Raw genomic sequence first — 17,242 nt, forward strand, 5'->3', positions numbered from 1 at the left:
GAGAGAAACCCCATGCAATCGATCGAATCCAATGCGCTCGAACCCACCCGGGCCGAACTGGCGGGAATGAGCTTCGGCCAGAAAATCCAGAGACTGCTGCCGGTCTACGGCCTCGTCATCCTGACGGCCTTCCTGATCCTGCTGTTTTCCATCCTGCTACCGCAGACCTTTCCGACGCTGCTCAATCTGCGCTCGATCATCTCGGACAAGACCATCATCGCCATCCTGTCGCTGGCGGCGATGATCCCGATGGCGGCTGGGCGTATCGACCTGACGATCGGCTATGGCATCGTGCTCTGGCATGTGCTGGCGATCAGCCTGCAGACGATGTTCGGCCTGCCATGGCCAGTCGCCGTCCTGATCGTTCTCCTGCTTGGCGCGTTCACCGGCTTCCTCAACGGGCTGCTCGTCGAGATCGCCAAGATCGACAGCTTCATCGCAACGCTCGGCACCGGCACCGTCCTTTACGCCATTGCCCTTTGGCACACAGGCGGACGACAGGTGGTCGGCATGCTGCCGCAGGGCTTCTACGCGCTCAATGGAACCATGATCTTCGGCCTGCCGATCACCGGCCTCTACGTCCTGGTTCTAGCTTTCGTGATGTGGATCGTGCTCGAATACACGCCGATGGGCCGTTACGTCTACGCGATCGGCGCCAATCCAAAGGCGGCCGCTCTCAACGGCATCCCGGTTCGCCGCTTCGTCATCGGCGCCTTCGTCACTTCCGGCACACTTGCCGCGGTAGCGGGCGTGTTGCTCGCCTCGAAGCTCAGGATCGGTCAGGCCAGCGTTGGTCTGGAATATCTTCTGCCGGCGCTCGTCGGAGCGTTCCTCGGCTCCACCACCATCAAGCCCGGCCGCGTCAATGTCTGGGGAACCATGATCGGTGTCATCATTCTGGCCGTCGGTATTGCCGGCATCCAGCAGATCGGAGGCTCCTTCTATGTGGAACCGCTGTTCAACGGCGTGACCCTGCTCGTCGCCATCGGAATTGCTGGCTATGCCCAGCGTCGCCGTAGCCTCGCCGGCCGCATGGCGCCCGCGCAAAAACCGCAACTGTCCGCCAAGGCAGCCGAATAGTGAAGATCATATTGTTTTGATTACCAAAGGGAGGAGACAGACAATGAAACGCAGATATTTCCTGCAGGCAACCACGGGCCTGTTGATGCTATGCGCAAGCCACGCCTATGCGGATCCACTGGCCGACGCGAAGGCTGTCGTCGACAAATATGCTTCGGCGGTCACAAAATGGGATGGCCCCACCACCGGTCCCAAGGCGCAGCCCGGCAAGACCATCGTCGTGCTGGCCGGCGATCTGAAGAACGGCGGCATCCTCGGCGTCAGCAACGGGGTCGAGGAAGCAGCCAAGACAATTGGCTGGCAGGTCAAGGTTCTGGATGGCGCAGGCTCGATCGGGGGACGAACCGCGGCCTTCGGCCAGGCCATGGCTTTGAAGCCCGACGGCATCATCATCGACGGCTTCGACGCGATCGAGCAGGCACCGGCGTTGGAACAGGCGCAAGCCGCAAAGATCCCGCTGGTTGCCTGGCATGCCGGGCCCGTCATCGGCCCGGACGAAAAGAGCGGGCTGTTCGCCAATGTCAGCACGGACGCGATGGAAGTCTCGAAGGCTGCCGCCGACTGGGCCTATGTCGACGCCAAGGGCAAGCCCGGCGTCATCATCTTCACCGACTCGACCTATGCGATCGCCATTGCCAAGGCCGACAAGATGAAGGCCGAGATCGAGCGCCTCGGCGGCAAGGTGCTGGAATATGTCGACACGCCCATTGCCGAGACTTCACAGCGCATGCCGCAGCTCACCACCTCGCTGTTGCAGAAGTACGGCGATAGCTGGACCCATTCGCTGGCTATCAACGACCTCTATTTCGACTTCATGGGACCGTCGCTTGCATCCGCCGGCAAGGGCGGCACGGACGCGCCGATCAACGTGGCCGCCGGTGACGGTTCGGAATCCGCCTATGCGCGAATCCGTGCCGGCCAGTATCAGAAGGTAACGGTCGCCGAGCCCTTGAACCTGCAAGGCTGGCAGCTGGTCGACGAACTCAACCGGGCTTTTTCGGGGGAGAAATGGTCCGGCTATCTGTCGCCGCTACATGTCGTGACGGCAGACAATGTCGAAACGGACGGAGGCCCGAAAAACACCTTCGATCCCGGCAATGGCTACAAGGATCAATACCAGAAAATCTGGGGCAAGTGATCCCGTCTTGATATGAAAACGGCGCGGCCTTCGGGCCGCGCTTTTGCATTCAGCTACAAGAAAAGCCTAGCGGCTGCTGTCGCGCACGATCAGCTCCGGCGTAATCCGGACATCCTCGACAGCCGGCCGCTCATCCAGAATATCCAGGATCAGCCGGGCTGTCTTTTCACCGATCTCGCGCGCGAAAGCGTTGATCGTCGTCAGCGTCGGCACGCAGACCTCGCCGATTTCATAATTGCCGAAGCCGCCGATCGCAAAACGCTCCGGCACGGGAACGCCGAGCCGGCGACATTCCGTCAGTGCGCCATAGGCCGCGAGATCCGATACGCAGACCACGGCCTGGGTATCCGGATGGATTTCGATCAGCCTTGCCATCGCATTGGCGCCTTCACGCATCGAAATGGGCGGCACTCCGGCAGCGATCAGACGGGATGCATCGAGCCCATGCGCCTCCATTGCGGCAATGAAACCGGCCCGGCGCTCGCTGCCGCGGGTATCACGCCCGACATCGCCGCCGATGAAGGCAATGCGGCGATGGCCGACGCTGACGAAGTGATCCACCATCTGGCGAACGGCGCTGGCATTGGAAAAGCCCACATAATGCCCGATCGGCTCGGTCGGAATGTCCCAGGTCTCGATCACCGGGATATTGACCGTCTCCAGCAGGCGCCGCGCGCGCGGCGTATGCCTTCCGCCGGTCACGACGATTGCCTGCGGCTTGCGGCGCAGAAGCTGCTCGATCAGCCGCTCCTCCTCCTGCATGTCGTAATTGGTGTAACCCAGCAGAATCTGCATGTTGCGCGCGGCGAACGTATCGGCAAGCCCGCCAACGGTATCGGCGAAATTGGCGTTGTTGATCGAGGGAATGGTGACGGCGACGAAATCCGACTTTTGTGAGCGCAGATTGGACGCCGTGCTGTCGAACACATAGCCCAGATCCTCGGCGGCCTTGAGAATGGCCTCCCGGGTCTCCGTGCTGACCAGACTGTCCGCCTTGAATGCGCGCGACACGGTCATGGGGGAGACCCCCATGACGCGAGCGATGTCAGCCATGGTCGGTGGCTTGCGTATATTGCTCATCGACAGCCTATGTTATCGTTACCACGAGAGTAATATGTATCGCCTTTAAATAGCAAGGGCGCACCCTTCGCTTATCCTGAGACGAGAAGACCGGGTCTTTCCGCTCCGCGTTGGGCAGCCGTCATGGCAGAGGAGGTTCAAAGCACGAATTCATTGGCAACCGTCACATGATGATGGATGCGCCCCTCGAAAAACCTCGAGAGCACCGCTTCCGTCGCAGCACGCGCCTCGGCCCGAGCTGGGCTTGCAAGAGCGGCCTCAACCGCGGCCGTGTCGGGATAGTTGATGGCAAGGATCATCGGATATTCAGGAGCGCCTTCGTCCCGGGCCTCCGCGAAAGACACGCGAACATCGAGAGCGCCGGGAAATTGCTTCCATTTCGGCAGAATGGCTTCCATGACCGCCGCGCGAAACGCCTCGGTCTCGCCGTCCCTGACCTTGCCTTCGAATAGTGCATATCGGGTAATCATTCGGCGATCTCCTTGTTCGGCCCCTTGAAGAATTCCATCAGAACCGCCTGATCCTCGCCGCCGAGGCCCGCTGCCGTCAGCATGCGGTGAACTTCAGCGCAGACGGCGGTCAGCGGCATGGCGGTGTTCGTGCGCCGGGCAAGGTCCTGCGCACCGTTCAGATCCTTGACCATGTTGTCGATCCGGCCGGTACGGCGATAATCCTTGGCCACGTAACGCGGCATGTATTCCTGCAGGAGCGCGCTATCGGCCCGCCCGCCCTTCAGCGCCTGCGGGATCTTGGCGGCATCGACGCCGGCGTCGAGCGCCAGTTGGGTCGCTTCCGCAACGGCAAGGAAGTTCAGTGCACAGAGCACCTGATTGATCAGCTTCGTGGTCTGCCCGGCGCCCGATGGCCCCATATGGGTATAATTCGAGGCGACATGTTTGAGCACCTGATGGGCGTCGGCGACGTCCTGCTCGCTGCCGCCGGCCATCAGCGTCAACTGGCCGATCAGCGCCTTGGGAGCACCGCCGGACAGCGGGCTGTCCACCCAGCGCAGCCCCTTTGCCGTTGCGTCCGCGGCCAGTGCCTTGGTGGCGTCCGGATCGATCGAGGACATGTCGATGATCAAGGTGCCAGGTCTGGCGCCTTCCGCGACACCGCCGGTGCCGAACACAGCAGCACGCACGATCCCCGGAGAATTCAGGCTGAGAATGACATAGTCGGACACTGCAGCCGCTTGCGCCGCGCTAGGTGCGGCACTCGCGCCCTTGGCCGTCAACACCGCCACCTTCTCCTTGTCGAGGTCGAAGACCGTCAGGCTGTTGCCGGTCTCGGCGAGGCGCGTGCCGATAGCTCCGCCCATTGCGCCCGCGCCAATCAGCGCCACCTTGTTGCTCATGGCTGTTCCTCCTCCAATGCCGCGACATCAGTCGCGGCGCCCATTTCGAACGATGATCCATATCCGCTGTTATGGCCCGCGCGTCCTCGTCGCGCCGACCAAGAGCCTGCAACACCCCTTTAAAGCGACGCCGTGATCCCGCCGTCGACGTAAAGCACATGCCCGTTGACGAAGGAGGAGGCGTCGGAAGCCAGGAAGACGCAGGCGCCGACCAACTCCTCGACACGTCCCCAGCGGCCGGCCGGAGTACGTTTCTCAAGCCATGCGGAGAAATCCGTGTCGGCAACGAGCGCAGCATTCAGCGGTGTGTCGAAATAGCCCGGCGCGATGGCATTGCATTGCAGCCCATACTTGGCCCAGTCCGTCGCCATGCCCTTGGTGAGATTGCCGACAGCGCCCTTGGTTGCCGTGTAAGGAGCGATCGAGGGCCGTGCCAGCGCGGTCTGAACGCTGGCAATATTGATGATCTTGCCCGCACCGCGCTTGATCATATGGCGCGCGGCGGCCTGGCCGACGTTGAAAACGCTCGATATGTTGGTGCGAAGAAGCCGCTCGAACGCATCGGCGGGAAACTCTTCCAGTGGCGAGCGGAACTGCATCCCGGCATTGTTGACAAGGATATCGATGGCGCCGGTCCCGGCTTCGAACGCGTCGACGGCGTTGCGGACAGCTTCATGATCGGTCGCGTCGAAAGGCAATGTGTGAACCTTGCCTTCGAACAGGGCCGCGGTCCTGGCGAGCTTTTCCGCGTCGCGACCGTTGAGCACCAGTTCGGCGCCCGCCGCCGCCAATCCTTTGGCAAGAGCAAGCCCGATGCCCTGGGATGAACCCGTAACGAGAGCACGCCGCCCTTTCAGATCAAAGAGGCCAAGAGACATCGTTTCCTCCGTTTTTTATCTCGACAAATGCTGTTCCCCTTGTTTATGTTATCGATAACATTCGATGTCAAGGGAGGATGCAAAAAGATGGACAAGCCGATAATTCTTCAGGTCGGACCTTATCCGCAATGGGATCAGGAGCCTCTGAATGCGTTCGAAACCCGCAAGCTCGATCGGCAGCGCTCGACGTCTTCGAGGGCGAGCCGAAACTCAATGAGCGCTTTCTGGCGCTGGACAATGTTCTTTTGCAGCCCCACCACGCCTCGGGTACTATCGAGACCCGCAAGGCCATGGGACAGCTCGTCCGCGACAATCTCGCCACTCATTTTGCCGGCCAGCCGTTGCTGACACCCGTTCTGTAAGGAGAATGACATGAAAGCCATCGTCGCTCACGCCGCCAAGGACTTGCGGATCGAGGACTATCCGGAGGAAGAGCCGGGTGCGGGAGAGGTCAAGCTGAAGCTCGCCACTGGCGGGGTCTGCGGCAGCGACCTGCATTATTACCATCACGGCGGCTTCGGCGCGGTCCGCCTGAAGCAGCCGATGATCCTCGGACACGAAGTCAGCGCGACTGTCACGGCCCTCGGCCCCGGCGTCGAAGGGCTCGAGGTCGGCCAGCTCGTCGCCGTTTCCCCGTCGCGCCCCTGCCGAACCTGCCGTTACTGCCAGGAAGGCCTGCACAATCAGTGCCTGAACATGCGCTTCTATGGGAGCGCCATGCCCTTTCCGCATATCCAGGGTGCATTTCGCGAAACGCTGGTTGCCGATGCCATCCAATGCGTTCCCGCCGATGGCCTGACGGCTGGCGAGGCGGCCATGGCCGAACCGCTCGCCGTGACGCTGCATGCCACAAGGCGTGCCGGCGAGATGCTCGGCAAGCGCGTCCTCGTGACCGGCTGTGGACCGATCGGCGTACTGTCTATCCTGGCCGCCCGTCGTGCAGGTGCTGCGGAAATCGTCGCGACCGATCTGTCGGACTTCACGCTCTCGGTCGCCAAGCAAGCAGGTGCGGATAGGGTTATCAACACGAAACAGGAGCCGGAAGCGCTTGCCGCCTATTCGACCGACAAGGGCACCTTCGATGTCCTCTATGAATGCTCAGGCGCTCAGGCCGCCCTCGTCGGAGGGATCGCGGCGCTCAGGCCGCGCGGCATCATCGTGCAACTGGGTATCGGTGGAGAGATGACGCTGCCGATGCTAGCCATCACCGCCAAGGAACTGGACCTGCGCGGCTCGTTCCGCTTCCACGAGGAATTCAGCGTCGGCGTATCCTTGATGCGCAAGGGCCTGATCGACGTAAAGCCGCTGATCACCCATTCCGTACCGCTGAATGACGCGATCAGCGCCTTCGAGATTGCCTCGGACCGCAGCCGCGCCATGAAGGCTCAGATCGTCTTCGCCTGACGCATCAAATAAACAGGGCCTGCCAGCGAGGATGATTTGCCGGCAGGCCCTGTTCGCAAATAACCAGGATTTTTAGTCCAGATCCGCCCCGATTGCTTTCAGCGCAACAAGGGCAACCGCTTCGTCTTGCTCTCCCGAGCCAGACCCGACGCCGATCCCGCCGACAAGCACGCCGGCAATGCGGATGGGAAGCCCACCTCGAAGACCCGTTGCCTCGCCTTGCGTGGCGGCCGCCAGCAAGAGCTTAGCGTGCTCGGGAACGGAATGGCTTGGAGCGCCCATGGATGCCGCCGTCCGCGCCTTGGCAAGCGCGCTTTTGAGCGACAGGAAACGTGATCCGCGCATGCGGAAAGACGTCAGCGTTACGCCGCTCGCATCGACAATGACGATGCATTGCGGCTGCCCCATCGCGGTCGCCTCGCCGATCGCTGCGCTCAGCAGCGTCATCACACCCTCGTCGCTCAAGACACTCGACGCCACACTATGGCTCATGCAATATCCTCCCGCTTGCGGACGCATCCGATTATGTTATCGATAACAGAATGCAACATTATGGGAGGTAATGTCAAAATGTCGTTCTTCGAAATCGTCGATCCGGCTTTCGGCCAATTCGTCCTCGGCAACGCACCCGTGAAGCAGATTGCCACCGGCTTCGATTGGGTCGAGGGACCTGTCTGGTTCGGCGACCAGAATTGCCTGCTGTTTTCCGACATCCCCAACAATCGCATCATGCGCTGGATACCCGGCCTCGGCACCAGCATCTTTCGCGAACCGTCGAATTTCTCCAACGGCCATACACGCGACCGGCAGGGGCGCCTTATCAGCTGCGAGCATGGCGGACGACGCGTGAGCCGCACGGAATATGATGGTTCGATCACGGTGATCGCCGACAGCTATCAGGGCAAGCGGCTGAATTCACCCAACGATGTCATCGTCGCCTCCGATGGCGCCATCTGGTTCACCGACCCGCATTACGGCATTGCCACGGATTACGAAGGCTATAAAAGCGAGCAGGAATTGCCCTGCAATGTCTATCGTGTCGATGCTTCGGGTTCGATGTCAGCCGTGCTGACCGACTTCAATTGCCCGAACGGGCTTGCCTTCAGCCCGGATGAGAAGAAGCTTTATGTCGCCGATACCGGCCGCATGCACAGCAACGACCCCCAGCATATCCGCGTCTTCAACGTCGGAGAAAACTGGCGACTGACCGGCGGCGAGGTGTTTCATGTGATCACGCCGGGCTGCGCCGACGGAATGCGGCTGGATAGCGACGGCAACCTTTGGTCATCCGCGCGCGACGGCGTCCATTGCATCGCGCCGGATGGCCATCTCATGGGCAAGCTGCTGGTTCCCGAGACCGTGTCCAATATCTGCTTCGGCGGACGCGGCAAGCACAAGCTCTTCATCACCGCGACCACGAGCGTCTATTCGATTTCGCTCAACAGAAGCGGAGCGCTTTAAGGCTTGGCCGGCTAGACCGGCCTTGCCTCATCGCGCCCGCTTAAAAGATCGACTGCTCAGACGCAGCGATAGCGGCCCGACAGCGCGTGGATATGATCCACGCCGATGCCGCAGCAGCCGCCGATGATGCTTGCGCCGGAGGCGGCCCAGCGTCCGGCCCATTGGCCGTAGCTATCAGGATCGAGATCGTTGCGGATTTCGCTCAGTGTAGCATTGGCCTCTTCGTCGTCCTGCTGCGAAGGGAAGGCATTGGCGTAGACGCCGACCTGAATGTCCGCGCCCAGGGCGACAAAGGTAGCGCGCGCCGTTTCGATGGCTGCTTCCATGACTTCCGGCATGCTGCAATTGAAAAGCATGGCCGCGCCACCGAAGGAGGCAACGAGTTCGGCGGCGGCCTTGACGGTCTCGTTCGAGCGCAGCAGCGGTTCCGGCATGTCCGAGGGGGCGAGATCGTCGCGCAAGGTGAAGGAGACCCAGAGAGGCTTGCCGGTCGAAAGCGTCGCCGCGCGGACGGCACGCGCTTCTGCCAGGCTGCTCTGGGTTTCGGCGAGCCACAAATCCACGTAAGGCGTCATGCCGCCGACCAGTGTATCGAGATAATGCCCTGCCCGCTTGGGGTCGAAAAGATCCGGCTGGTAGGAACCGAAAACCGGTGGCAGCGAACCGGCAACGAGGATCTTGCGATCCGTCGATGCGTTCGCCGCCTCGCGTGCGATCCGGCCGGCGCGTGCGGCCAGCATGGCACCATCGGCCTCGAAACGCTCGTCACCGATATGGAAGGGCACCACGGCGTAGCTGTTGGTGGTGATGACGTCGGTGCCGGCCTCGATGTAATTGTCATGGACCTTGCGGACGAATTCAGGCGCTTCCATCAAGGCCAGCGCCGACCATTCCGGCTGACGGAAAGGCGCGCCGATCCGTTCGAGTTCGCGGCCGGTGCCGCCATCCAGGATAAGTCCGCGCTTTGTCATCGTGTCATTCCTTGTTCTACTATCTCGTAATTTCGGCAGGGCTCAGCGAGCCGCTTTTCCGGGCGTCCGCCTGGCGATTGCCTCGTCCAGCCAGCCAGGGCGCATTTCCGGGACCGATGCGATCAGCTTTTCCGTATAGGGGTCAAACGGCGGCGCCAGGACATCCTCCTTGCGGCCATAGCGCACCACTTTGCCGTCCAGCATGACCGCGACAGTATCCGCTATGGCGCGCACGATGGCGAGATCGTGCGTGATGAACAGATAGGATGTGCCGCTCTCGTTTTGTAGGCGTGCCAGCAGACCGAGAATGCCCTCGGCCACCAGCGGGTCGAGCGCCGATGTTGGTTCGTCGCAGATGATCAGCTTCGGCGCGGCAGCAAGCGCGCGCGCTATACAGATACGCTGCTTCTGGCCTCCGGAGAGCTCCGAGGGATAGCGCCCACGCATGGTCTGCGCCAGCTCGACATGATCGAGCAATGCCGTCACACGACGTTCGAGCTCCACGCCGCCCAGACCGAAATAGAAGGCAAGCGGACGGGCGAGGATCGCCTCGACGGTCTGGCGTGGATTGAGCGCCAGATCGGGGATCTGGTTGATGATCTGGATATCGCGCAGGATTTCGCGTCCGCGTGAAGCAAGATCGATCGGCAAGGTCTGTCCGTCGAAGCGCAGGCTACCTTTGGCGGCCGGCAGCAGGCCGGTGACGACGCGCGCCAGCGTCGATTTTCCCGAGCCGGACTCGCCCACCACCGCCAGCGTTTCGCCGCGACCGATATCCAGGCTGATGCCCTTGAGCACGGTCGTGCCGGGCGTGTATCCGGCCTCTATGTCCTTGATGCTGAGCAGAGCTTCCGCATCCGCCACCGGCTTGGCCGGCTTCTCAGACTGGCGCATCGAGACGAGCTGCTTCGTGTAGTCTTCCTGTGGTGCGTTGAAGATGCGATCAACCGGCCCCTGCTCGACCATTCGGCCATGGCGCAGTACCAGGATCTCGTCGGCCACCTGCGCCACCACGGCAAGGTCATGGGAGATGTAGAGCGCGGAAGTCCCGGTCTTCTCGATCGCCTGCTTGATGGCAGCGAGAACTTCGATCTGGGTGGTCACGTCAAGCGCGGTCGTCGGCTCGTCGAAAACGATCAGTTCAGGATGCGGGCACAGCGCCATGGCCGTCATCGCACGCTGCAACTGGCCACCCGATGCCTGATGCGGATAGCGATCGCCGAAATTCTGCGGATCGGGCAGGCCGAGCAGGGCAAAGAGTTCCTTTGCCCGCGCTATGGCGTCGCTACGGTTCATGAGACCGTGCCAAAGCGTGGCTTCGATCACCTGCTCGATCAACGGATAGGCCGGATTGAAGGCGGCTGCGGCCGACTGCGCGACATAGGTCACCGCCGCGCCGCGCAGGCGTCTGGAGTCGCGACCACGCAGCGCCAATATGTCGGTACCGTTCAGGTCGGCGCGCCCGCCGGTGATGCGCAAGCCGTCGCGGCTATAGCCGAGCGAGGCAAGCCCGATCGTGGATTTTCCTGCTCCGGATTCACCGATCAGGCCCAGTACGCGCCCTTTTTCCAGCGTGAACGACACCTTATCGACGATGATCTGATCGCCGGCCTTGATCTCTAGATCCGTGACTTTGAGCAATGCTTCAGCCATGGCGGCGAACGCCTTTCAGGCTGGTCGTCTTCTGGAGCATCCAGTCGACGACGAGATTGACGCAGATGACGAGGATCGCGATCGCAGCACCCGGAATGAGGGCGGCGAAGACGCCGAACACCAGCCCGTCCTTGTTCTCCTTGACCAGGCTGCCCCAATCGGCAATCGGCGGCTGGACGCCGAGGCCAAGGAAGGAGAGCGTCGACAGGAAGAGAATGGCGAAAGCGAATCGCAGGCCGAATTCGGCAAGAAGCGGCGACAGCGCATTCGGCAGGATTTCCCGGAAGATGATCCAGCCCCAGCCCTCGCCGCGGAGGCGCGCCACCTCGACATAATCCAGGGTGACGAGATCGCTGGCAAGCGCCCGGCTGACGCGGAAGACCCGCGTCGCGTCGAGCGCGGCCATGACGAGGATGAGCACGATCATGGTTTTCGGCAGAACGGCGAGCACGACCAGCGCCAGGATCAGCGTCGGGATCGCCATCGCCAGATCGTTCAACCGCGACAGCACCTGATCGATGATCCCGCGCCGGACAGCAGCGTAGAAACCGAGCGATACGCCGATGACAAAGGCAAGGAGGGTGGCCAGGGCCGCGATGATGAAGGTGATGCGCGCGCCCCAGAGCAGCCGCGAAAAGAGGTCGCGGCCGATATTATCCGTGCCGAGCAACGCGTTGGCGGACGGCATGTCCCATACACCGCCGACCACCTGCGAGACCGGATGCGGTGCGATCCACGGCGCCAGCACCGCCATGACGAGAAAGATCAAGACACCGGCGAGGCCGATCACCGCCAGGGGCGTCAAACGCGGCAGACTTCTCATCGCGGATGCCTCAATCGGGGATTGGCAAGGATCGCGACCATGTCAGCAACGATATTCAGCAGGATATAGACGGCGGCGAAGATCAGGCCGGCGGCCTGTACGACCGGCACGTCGCGTTTGGCAACGTGGTCCACCAAATATTGGCCCATGCCGGGATAGACGAAGATCACCTCGACCACGACGACGCCGACGATGAGATAGGCGAGATTGAGGGCCACGACATTGACGATCGGCGACACCGCATTCGGCAGCGCATGTTTCCAGATGATGCGCCAGCCCGGCAGCCCCTTCAGGAACGCCGTCTCGATATAGGGAGACGCCATGACGTTCAGAAGCGCTACCCGCGTCATCCGCATCATATGCCCGACGACCGCCAGAACCAGTGTCAGGCAGGGAAGCAGCATGGTGACAAGGCGTTGCCCGAGCGGCATGGCGTCGGAGACAGTGGCGCTGCTTGGAAGCCAGAAATGGCTGACCGAGAAATAGGCGATCAGCAGGTAGCCCGCGAAAAACTCCGGCAGCGATATGGCGCTGAGCGTGACGATGCCGATGGTCCGGTCGACCCAGGTTCCGACGTAAAGCACACAGAGGATTCCGAGCAGGATGGACAAAGGCACGGCAATGATCGCTGCCATCGCCGCCAGATAAAGCGTGTTCTTCAGGCGGGGCGCGATACTCTTGGCAATATCCTGGCGGTTACTGTAGCTGCGCCCAAAATCGCCGCGCACGGCGCCACCCAGCCATTCGACGTAACGTTGTGGCGCGGGTTTCTCCAGGCCAAGCTCCTTGCGGATGCTGGCGACCGCCTCCGGCGTTGCCTGCTGGCCGAGCATCGCGGTTGCGACATCGCCGGGGAGAATCTGGGTGCCGGCAAAGATGACCAGCGAGACCGCCCACAGCAGCACGAGACCAAGAGCCAGACGCTTGATGAGCAGGCGCAAGAGATGACCGCCGGCCGATTTGCGTGCCGGTGGCATCACTGCCTGCGTTTCGAGCTGGATCTCCTCAGCCAGAGGCTGGTTGTTCATCTGTCTGTTCCGAAAAATTCCACGCATGGCCGCTATCGCGAATGACAGCCTAGCGCAACGGTTTAGCGGCCCTATCTGGAAAAAAGAGCCCCCGGATGGCAATCCGGGGACCGATGGGCATTCTGTTGCAGGGTATGTTAGGCCTTGAGCCAGGCGCGCTCGGCGATACGGTAGCCGCTGAGATCGCCACCGCCCGGCACCGGCACATAGCCGCCAACCTTGTCGCTGGCGGCCGCCAGATTGTCGACGAAGAGCGGAATGATCTCGCCACCCTCGTCCACCAGCTTCACCTGCAGGTCATGATAGATCTGCTTGCGCTTGGCCTCGTCCAGCTCGACACGCGCCGCTGCCAGCAGCTTGTCGAAGGACTCGTCGCGCCAGGCCGTTTCGTTCCACGGTGCGTCGGACTGGAGGATCAGCGACAGCATGGCGTCCGCCGTCGGGCGTACCGACCAGTTGGAGGCGACGAACGGCTTCTTCAGCCAGACCTCGTCCCAATATCCGTCGGAGGGCACACGGTCGACATCGATGGTGATGCCGGCCTTGGCGGCGGAAGCCTGATAGAGCTGTGCCGCGTCGACCGAGCCGGGGAAACCGTTGTCGGAGGCGCTGATCTGGATGCCGCTTGGCGAGCCCGCCTTCTTGAAGTGGAAGGAGGCCTTCTCGGGATCGTAGGCGCGCTGCGGAATATCCTTGGCGAAGTAGGGGTTCCAGGAGGCAATCGGATTATCGTTGCCGATGGCGCCGGTGCCGACGAGAAGGCTCTTCTGCAACTCCTCGCGGTCGATCGCGTATTTCAGCGCCAGCCGCAGGTCGAGATTGTTGTAGGGAGCAGTGTCGACCCGCATCGGGAAGCAATACATCGTGTTTTCCTGCGAGCGCAGGATCTGCACGCCCGGCCGTGCCGTGAGCCGGCTGACCGCACGCGGTTCGACACGATTGATGATGTGCACCTGTCCGCTCAACAGCGCCGCCATGCGGGCCGTCGCATCGCTCATGGCAATAGTTTCGACGGAATCGACGAAGGCGCGGTCCGAAGCCCAGTAATGCGGGTTGCGCTTGGTCAGCGCGCGAACGCCCGGCTGGAAGTCCTCAAGTATGAAGGCGCCGGTGCCGACGCCCTTATCGAAATCGCCGCCATCGGGGCCGATGCCGAGGTGGTAGTCGACCAGCGCCGCCGGAAAATCGGCATTGCCCGAATTCAGCGTTACCGTGACTTCATGCGTGTCGGAGGCACTGATATCGGTGACCGCCAGAAGCTGGCCCTTGCCGCCGGAATTGCTCTTTTCGCCACGATGATGGTTGAGCGAGTAGACGACGTCCTGCGCGGTCAGTTCCTTGCCATTGTGGAACTGGATGCCCTTCTTCAGCTTGAAAACCCACTTGCTGCCATCGGGCGTTGCCGGCTCCCAGCTTTCGGCGAGCGCGCCGATCAGCTTGCCGTCGGGGCCAAGCTCGACGACGGTGTTGAAGAGCTGGAAGCCGACCGTATACATATAGGCTTCGGTATAGAAGGCAGGGTCGAGCCTGTCCGAGCTCGAGGCTGTATCCAGCCCCAAGACAAGATGCCCGCCACGGACCGGCGTTTCCGCTTGCGCCGCAGCGCTGCCGGGAAGCAACAGCCCGCCCGCCGAAAGCGTCGCCGACAGGGCGCCCGCGGTTTGCAGGAATCGGCGCCGTGTCGGCTGTAGGATGTTCGAAATCGTCTTTTCGCCCGGCATTAAAATCTGTTCCTCTTCATCTGATGGCTTTTGGCTCCGCATCGCGGCGACCGCGTGGCACATTTCCTATGGTATCGGCTCACATCAAGCGCGCAATTTCCTCCTAAAAATCAACGGTCAGGAAGAAACAAAATGCAAAACCGGCTTAACAGCCGGTCCCGTGTCGTAAACGGAGGCCGTCCCGGCTATGCCAGGAGCTTTACGGCCGCCAGCGACAGCGCCACGACGCCGTTAGCAATGCTGCGCTCATCGGGCTGGTAGTCGGAATTATGAAGGCGATCGTCGCGGCCTTCCTGGGATGCGCCAACGCCAAGCTGGAAAGCCGGGACCTTCGCGCCGACCAGGGCGAAATCTTCCGCACCGAGACCTGCCTCGCGTTCCAGAATGACGTCGCCATAGTGCTCGCGAACGGCCGCCATGGTCGTCGTCAAAAGATGCTCGTCATTGATCAGCGACGGCACGCCCCGCACATAATTGATCTCACAGCGCACGCGCATGGATGCCTCCAGCCCCTCGCAGACGCGCCGGATGGCGGCCTCGATCACGTCCCGGGATTGTGCGTCCTGGCAACGAACGGTTCCCATGAGGACAACGGAGTCCGGAATGATGTTGTGGGTATTGCCGCCGTGGATGGAGCCTATCGTCAGCACAGCCGGACGCATCGGATCGACCTCGCGTGAAACGATCGCCTGCAACTGCGTAATGAGATGCGCCGTGGCAACAACCGGATCGACCGCCATATGCGGGCGCGCGGCATGTCCGGACTTGGCATGAATGGTGATGTCGAACTCGTCCGACGAACCCGTCGATATGCCGCCGACGAAACTGAAGGTCCCGACCGGCTCGTCCGGGTGATTGTGGAAACCGAGCGCATAGTCAACGCCATCCAGCACGCCGTCGACGATCATCGCCGCGGCACCACTCTCCTGTGTTTCCTCGGCTGGCTGGAACATCAGCTTGATGTTGCCGCTGAGACGCGGCGCGATGTCCTTGAGGACCGCTCCGACGCCGATCAGCGTCGCCGTGTGCAGGTCATGGCCGCAGGCATGCATCTTGCCCTCGATCTGGCTGGCAAACGGCAGGCCGGTCTGCTCCTGGATCGGCAGGGCGTCCATATCCGCGCGAATGAGAAGTGTCGGGCCGGGGCGCCCGCCTTTGATGAAGCCGACGACGCCGGTGCGACCAACGCCGGTCTGATGTTCGATCCCGAGGCTCGCGAGTTCGCGGGCAACCACGCCGCTTGTCCTGACCACATCGAAGCCGGTCTCGGGATGGGCATGGATATCACGGCGAACCTCGATCAGATGCCGCTCCTGCCGCGATGAAAGCTCTTCCACGAGCGCATTGAGGTCATTGACGTGCGAATTCATCTTGCTGATATCCCCGGAGATCCTGTGGAGAAGAACGCTTTGCCTTCATTTGGTGCGGCAAGCGGCCTGATGGACATTGAGTATTTCAACGATTAGCGTTGTGCCGCCCGCAGAGCAACATTCTCAAGCCTTCGCCCATCAATTCCGCTTGATCGCAGATGGCCGCAAGGCCACGATAGCGGCATTATGGCCCCTTCCCCACTTTTTTCGCGGTGTCGTTCTTAAAACTGTTGCCGGATACCAGCCGAACGGCTGGGAAAGTCTCCTCACGGCATAGCTATGTCGATTTTGTGCTGCACGGCGACCAGGGCGTGGCGAGCGTCTGGGCCGAGGCGGCGTGTCCCGGTGACGTCATCGGCATGATAGGCCCCCGGCGGTGGCCGCATGCCGGCGATGGATTGGTGTCTGCTGGCCGGCGACGAGACGGCCATCCCGGCGATTGCCCGCATGCTCGAGGCCCTGCCTGAGACGGCACAGGGCATTGTCCTGATCGAGGTGGCCGACAAGAGTGAAGAACAGACACTTCCAGGCCCGGCCGGCATCGACATCAGATGGCTGCATCGCGACGGCGTGGCCGCCGGGCGCTCGCGGCTGCTTGAAGATGCCGTGAAGACAATCCGGCCGCCGAGCGACGTATCGTTCGGCCTGTGGGCCGGGGCGGAATCAGCGACGGCGCGGGCGCTCAGAACCTATTGGCGTAGGGATCTCGGCCTGTCGCGCGCAAACACGCGCGCCGTCAGTTTTTGGAAGCTGGGCTTCAGCGAAAGCGATCATCAACGGCCACACGATTGATGTGGCCGCCACGTATCATTGAGAGCAGCGGTGGCCATTACTGAGTTCAAGCCACCCTGCAAGCCGATCTCCGCCTTGCCGCGCAATGTCTTTGCGCTCTTCAGCCTATGCGCTGCTTCCTGCAGCAGGTTCGTCATTCCTGTCACGGATACCCGATCCGCGCGCATTACTTGCCGGATCAACGGATCGTTGAGAACATCGGCTATCGTCAATTCTTTAAAAGTCATGGCTACCTCCTGTTCGCTGGACATAGAGATAACCGGTCTAGTTAGCGGCGTGATGTCAAAAGCCGGACCAAAACAAGGCAATCGGTTCGTTTTTGTTACAGTTTGTCGCGAACGGCCTTCGTGGCGATACATCGATACATTCAGTCGACGGTTTGGCGCACCTTCCGTCAGGGTTGCTCAAGCCGGTAAGGTCGCCTCGCAAGACGCAATATATCGCAACAAATCAGAATAAAACTCTACATCTAATGCGTGTATTCAGACA

General features: G+C 61.7%; 18 protein-coding genes and 1 pseudogene. 7 read left to right on the forward strand and 12 right to left on the reverse strand.

Features of this window, described 5'->3' with window-relative positions; translation table 11 throughout:
• Positions 1-12: 12 nt before the first annotated feature.
• Both EX00_RS14015 and EX00_RS14020 read left to right on the forward strand, forming a co-directional pair.
• Positions 13-1,080 carry an ABC transporter permease gene (locus EX00_RS14015; protein ID WP_047458688.1) on the forward strand — a complete coding sequence of 356 codons (1,068 nt, stop codon included), beginning with the start codon at positions 13-15 and terminating at the stop codon, positions 1,078-1,080.
• Between the two features lie 43 nt (positions 1,081-1,123).
• Positions 1,124-2,218, forward strand: a complete 1,095-nt coding sequence (locus EX00_RS14020) for an ABC transporter substrate-binding protein (protein ID WP_047458691.1) — start codon at positions 1,124-1,126, stop codon at positions 2,216-2,218.
• Positions 2,219-2,284: 66 nt separating this feature from the next.
• Here the strand turns inward: EX00_RS14020 and EX00_RS14025 are convergent, their stop codons facing one another.
• The 4 genes from EX00_RS14025 to EX00_RS14040 all read right to left on the reverse strand — a co-directional run bounded on the left by EX00_RS14025 (position 2,285) and on the right by EX00_RS14040 (position 5,530).
• Entirely contained in the window at positions 2,285-3,271 is a 987-nt protein-coding gene (locus EX00_RS14025; protein ID WP_404944018.1) for a LacI family DNA-binding transcriptional regulator, read from the reverse strand.
• Between the two features lie 164 nt (positions 3,272-3,435).
• Positions 3,436-3,768, reverse strand: coding sequence for a hypothetical protein (locus EX00_RS14030; RefSeq protein WP_047458697.1), 333 nt, complete (start codon positions 3,766-3,768; stop codon positions 3,436-3,438).
• Positions 3,765-4,652: an NAD(P)-dependent oxidoreductase gene (locus EX00_RS14035; protein WP_047458699.1), complete on the reverse strand. Its 888-nt coding sequence runs from the start codon at positions 4,650-4,652 to the stop codon at positions 3,765-3,767. Before EX00_RS14035 ends, EX00_RS14030 begins: the two co-directional genes overlap by 4 nt.
• A gap of 119 nt (positions 4,653-4,771) precedes the next feature.
• Positions 4,772-5,530: an SDR family oxidoreductase gene (locus EX00_RS14040; protein WP_047458701.1), complete on the reverse strand. Its 759-nt coding sequence runs from the start codon at positions 5,528-5,530 to the stop codon at positions 4,772-4,774.
• A 170-nt stretch (positions 5,531-5,700) separates the two neighbouring features.
• Between EX00_RS14040 and EX00_RS31065 the strand changes: the two are divergent.
• A pseudogene (locus EX00_RS31065) lies at positions 5,701-5,892 on the forward strand (2-hydroxyacid dehydrogenase); the annotation flags it as partial.
• Between the two features lie 10 nt (positions 5,893-5,902).
• Positions 5,903-6,934 (forward strand): L-idonate 5-dehydrogenase, encoded by a 1,032-nt coding sequence (locus EX00_RS14050; protein ID WP_047458705.1) that lies wholly within the window; start codon positions 5,903-5,905, stop codon positions 6,932-6,934.
• 72 nt (positions 6,935-7,006) lie between these two features.
• On the opposite strand, the gene EX00_RS14055 is transcribed toward EX00_RS14050, so the two are convergent.
• A complete protein-coding gene (locus EX00_RS14055; protein WP_047458707.1) occupies positions 7,007-7,426 on the reverse strand; it encodes a GlcG/HbpS family heme-binding protein in 420 nt (139 codons plus the stop codon).
• A 78-nt stretch (positions 7,427-7,504) separates the two neighbouring features.
• Here EX00_RS14055 and EX00_RS14060 point away from each other — a divergent pair, with 78 nt between their 5' ends.
• Positions 7,505-8,395: an SMP-30/gluconolactonase/LRE family protein gene (locus tag EX00_RS14060; protein ID WP_047458709.1), complete on the forward strand. Its 891-nt coding sequence runs from the start codon at positions 7,505-7,507 to the stop codon at positions 8,393-8,395.
• Between the two features lie 56 nt (positions 8,396-8,451).
• On the opposite strand, the gene EX00_RS14065 is transcribed toward EX00_RS14060, so the two are convergent.
• The 6 genes from EX00_RS14065 to EX00_RS14090 form a co-directional block, all read right to left on the reverse strand.
• The gene (locus tag EX00_RS14065; RefSeq protein ID WP_047458711.1) at positions 8,452-9,366 is read right to left on the reverse strand and encodes a homocysteine S-methyltransferase family protein; all 915 of its coding nucleotides are present in this window, start codon (positions 9,364-9,366) and stop codon (positions 8,452-8,454) included.
• A 42-nt stretch (positions 9,367-9,408) separates the two neighbouring features.
• The gene (locus EX00_RS14070) at positions 9,409-11,019 is read right to left on the reverse strand and encodes an ABC transporter ATP-binding protein (RefSeq protein ID WP_047458713.1); all 1,611 of its coding nucleotides are present in this window, start codon (positions 11,017-11,019) and stop codon (positions 9,409-9,411) included.
• Entirely contained in the window at positions 11,012-11,842 is an 831-nt protein-coding gene (locus EX00_RS14075) for an ABC transporter permease (protein WP_047458715.1), read from the reverse strand. The genes EX00_RS14070 and EX00_RS14075 overlap by 8 nt, the downstream gene beginning before the upstream one ends.
• Positions 11,839-12,819, reverse strand: coding sequence for an ABC transporter permease (locus EX00_RS14080; RefSeq protein ID WP_047460307.1), 981 nt, complete (start codon positions 12,817-12,819; stop codon positions 11,839-11,841). The genes EX00_RS14075 and EX00_RS14080 overlap by 4 nt, the downstream gene beginning before the upstream one ends.
• A 188-nt stretch (positions 12,820-13,007) precedes the next feature.
• Complete coding sequence (locus EX00_RS14085; RefSeq protein WP_047458717.1) at positions 13,008-14,591, reverse strand: ABC transporter substrate-binding protein; 1,584 nt, start codon at positions 14,589-14,591, stop codon at positions 13,008-13,010.
• A 185-nt stretch (positions 14,592-14,776) separates the two neighbouring features.
• Positions 14,777-15,961, reverse strand: a complete 1,185-nt coding sequence (locus EX00_RS14090; protein ID WP_047458719.1) for a M20 metallopeptidase family protein — start codon at positions 15,959-15,961, stop codon at positions 14,777-14,779.
• 290 nt (positions 15,962-16,251) lie between these two features.
• Here EX00_RS14090 and EX00_RS31985 point away from each other — a divergent pair, with 290 nt between their 5' ends.
• Positions 16,252-16,428: a siderophore-interacting protein gene (locus EX00_RS31985; protein ID WP_309546368.1), complete on the forward strand. Its 177-nt coding sequence runs from the start codon at positions 16,252-16,254 to the stop codon at positions 16,426-16,428.
• Complete coding sequence (locus EX00_RS14095; RefSeq protein ID WP_309546364.1) at positions 16,346-16,753, forward strand: siderophore-interacting protein; 408 nt, start codon at positions 16,346-16,348, stop codon at positions 16,751-16,753. The genes EX00_RS31985 and EX00_RS14095 overlap by 83 nt, the downstream gene beginning before the upstream one ends.
• Here EX00_RS14095 and EX00_RS14100 read toward each other — a convergent pair.
• Positions 16,735-17,004: a hypothetical protein gene (locus EX00_RS14100; RefSeq protein ID WP_155294067.1), complete on the reverse strand. Its 270-nt coding sequence runs from the start codon at positions 17,002-17,004 to the stop codon at positions 16,735-16,737. The genes EX00_RS14095 and EX00_RS14100 overlap by 19 nt on opposite strands.
• Positions 17,005-17,242: the final 238 nt, after the last annotated feature.

The organism is Martinezella rhizogenes (genome assembly GCF_000799715.1).
GTDB classification, from domain to species: domain Bacteria; phylum Pseudomonadota; class Alphaproteobacteria; order Rhizobiales; family Rhizobiaceae; genus Rhizobium; species Rhizobium rhizogenes_C.

What these genes read in the sequence shown, in the direction of transcription:
- EX00_RS14015 (WP_047458688.1), top strand. Translation starts at nt 13, where the DNA reads ATGCAATCGATCGAATCCAATGCGCTCGAACCCACCCGGGCCGAACTG.
- EX00_RS14020 (WP_047458691.1), top strand. Translation starts at nt 1,124, where the DNA reads ATGAAACGCAGATATTTCCTGCAGGCAACCACGGGCCTGTTGATGCTA.
- EX00_RS14025 (WP_404944018.1), bottom strand. Translation starts at nt 3,271, where the DNA reads ATGGCTGACATCGCTCGCGTCATGGGGGTCTCCCCCATGACCGTGTCG.
- EX00_RS14030 (WP_047458697.1), bottom strand. Translation starts at nt 3,768, where the DNA reads ATGATTACCCGATATGCACTATTCGAAGGCAAGGTCAGGGACGGCGAG.
- EX00_RS14035 (WP_047458699.1), bottom strand. Translation starts at nt 4,652, where the DNA reads ATGAGCAACAAGGTGGCGCTGATTGGCGCGGGCGCAATGGGCGGAGCT.
- EX00_RS14040 (WP_047458701.1), bottom strand. Translation starts at nt 5,530, where the DNA reads ATGTCTCTTGGCCTCTTTGATCTGAAAGGGCGGCGTGCTCTCGTTACG.
- EX00_RS14050 (WP_047458705.1), top strand. Translation starts at nt 5,903, where the DNA reads ATGAAAGCCATCGTCGCTCACGCCGCCAAGGACTTGCGGATCGAGGAC.
- EX00_RS14055 (WP_047458707.1), bottom strand. Translation starts at nt 7,426, where the DNA reads ATGAGCCATAGTGTGGCGTCGAGTGTCTTGAGCGACGAGGGTGTGATG.
- EX00_RS14060 (WP_047458709.1), top strand. Translation starts at nt 7,505, where the DNA reads ATGTCGTTCTTCGAAATCGTCGATCCGGCTTTCGGCCAATTCGTCCTC.
- EX00_RS14065 (WP_047458711.1), bottom strand. Translation starts at nt 9,366, where the DNA reads ATGACAAAGCGCGGACTTATCCTGGATGGCGGCACCGGCCGCGAACTC.
- EX00_RS14070 (WP_047458713.1), bottom strand. Translation starts at nt 11,019, where the DNA reads ATGGCTGAAGCATTGCTCAAAGTCACGGATCTAGAGATCAAGGCCGGC.
- EX00_RS14075 (WP_047458715.1), bottom strand. Translation starts at nt 11,842, where the DNA reads ATGAGAAGTCTGCCGCGTTTGACGCCCCTGGCGGTGATCGGCCTCGCC.
- EX00_RS14080 (WP_047460307.1), bottom strand. Translation starts at nt 12,819, where the DNA reads ATGCCACCGGCACGCAAATCGGCCGGCGGTCATCTCTTGCGCCTGCTC.
- EX00_RS14085 (WP_047458717.1), bottom strand. Translation starts at nt 14,591, where the DNA reads ATGCCGGGCGAAAAGACGATTTCGAACATCCTACAGCCGACACGGCGC.
- EX00_RS14090 (WP_047458719.1), bottom strand. Translation starts at nt 15,961, where the DNA reads ATGAATTCGCACGTCAATGACCTCAATGCGCTCGTGGAAGAGCTTTCA.
- EX00_RS14095 (WP_309546364.1), top strand. Translation starts at nt 16,346, where the DNA reads ATGCCGGCGATGGATTGGTGTCTGCTGGCCGGCGACGAGACGGCCATC.
- EX00_RS14100 (WP_155294067.1), bottom strand. Translation starts at nt 17,004, where the DNA reads ATGTCCAGCGAACAGGAGGTAGCCATGACTTTTAAAGAATTGACGATA.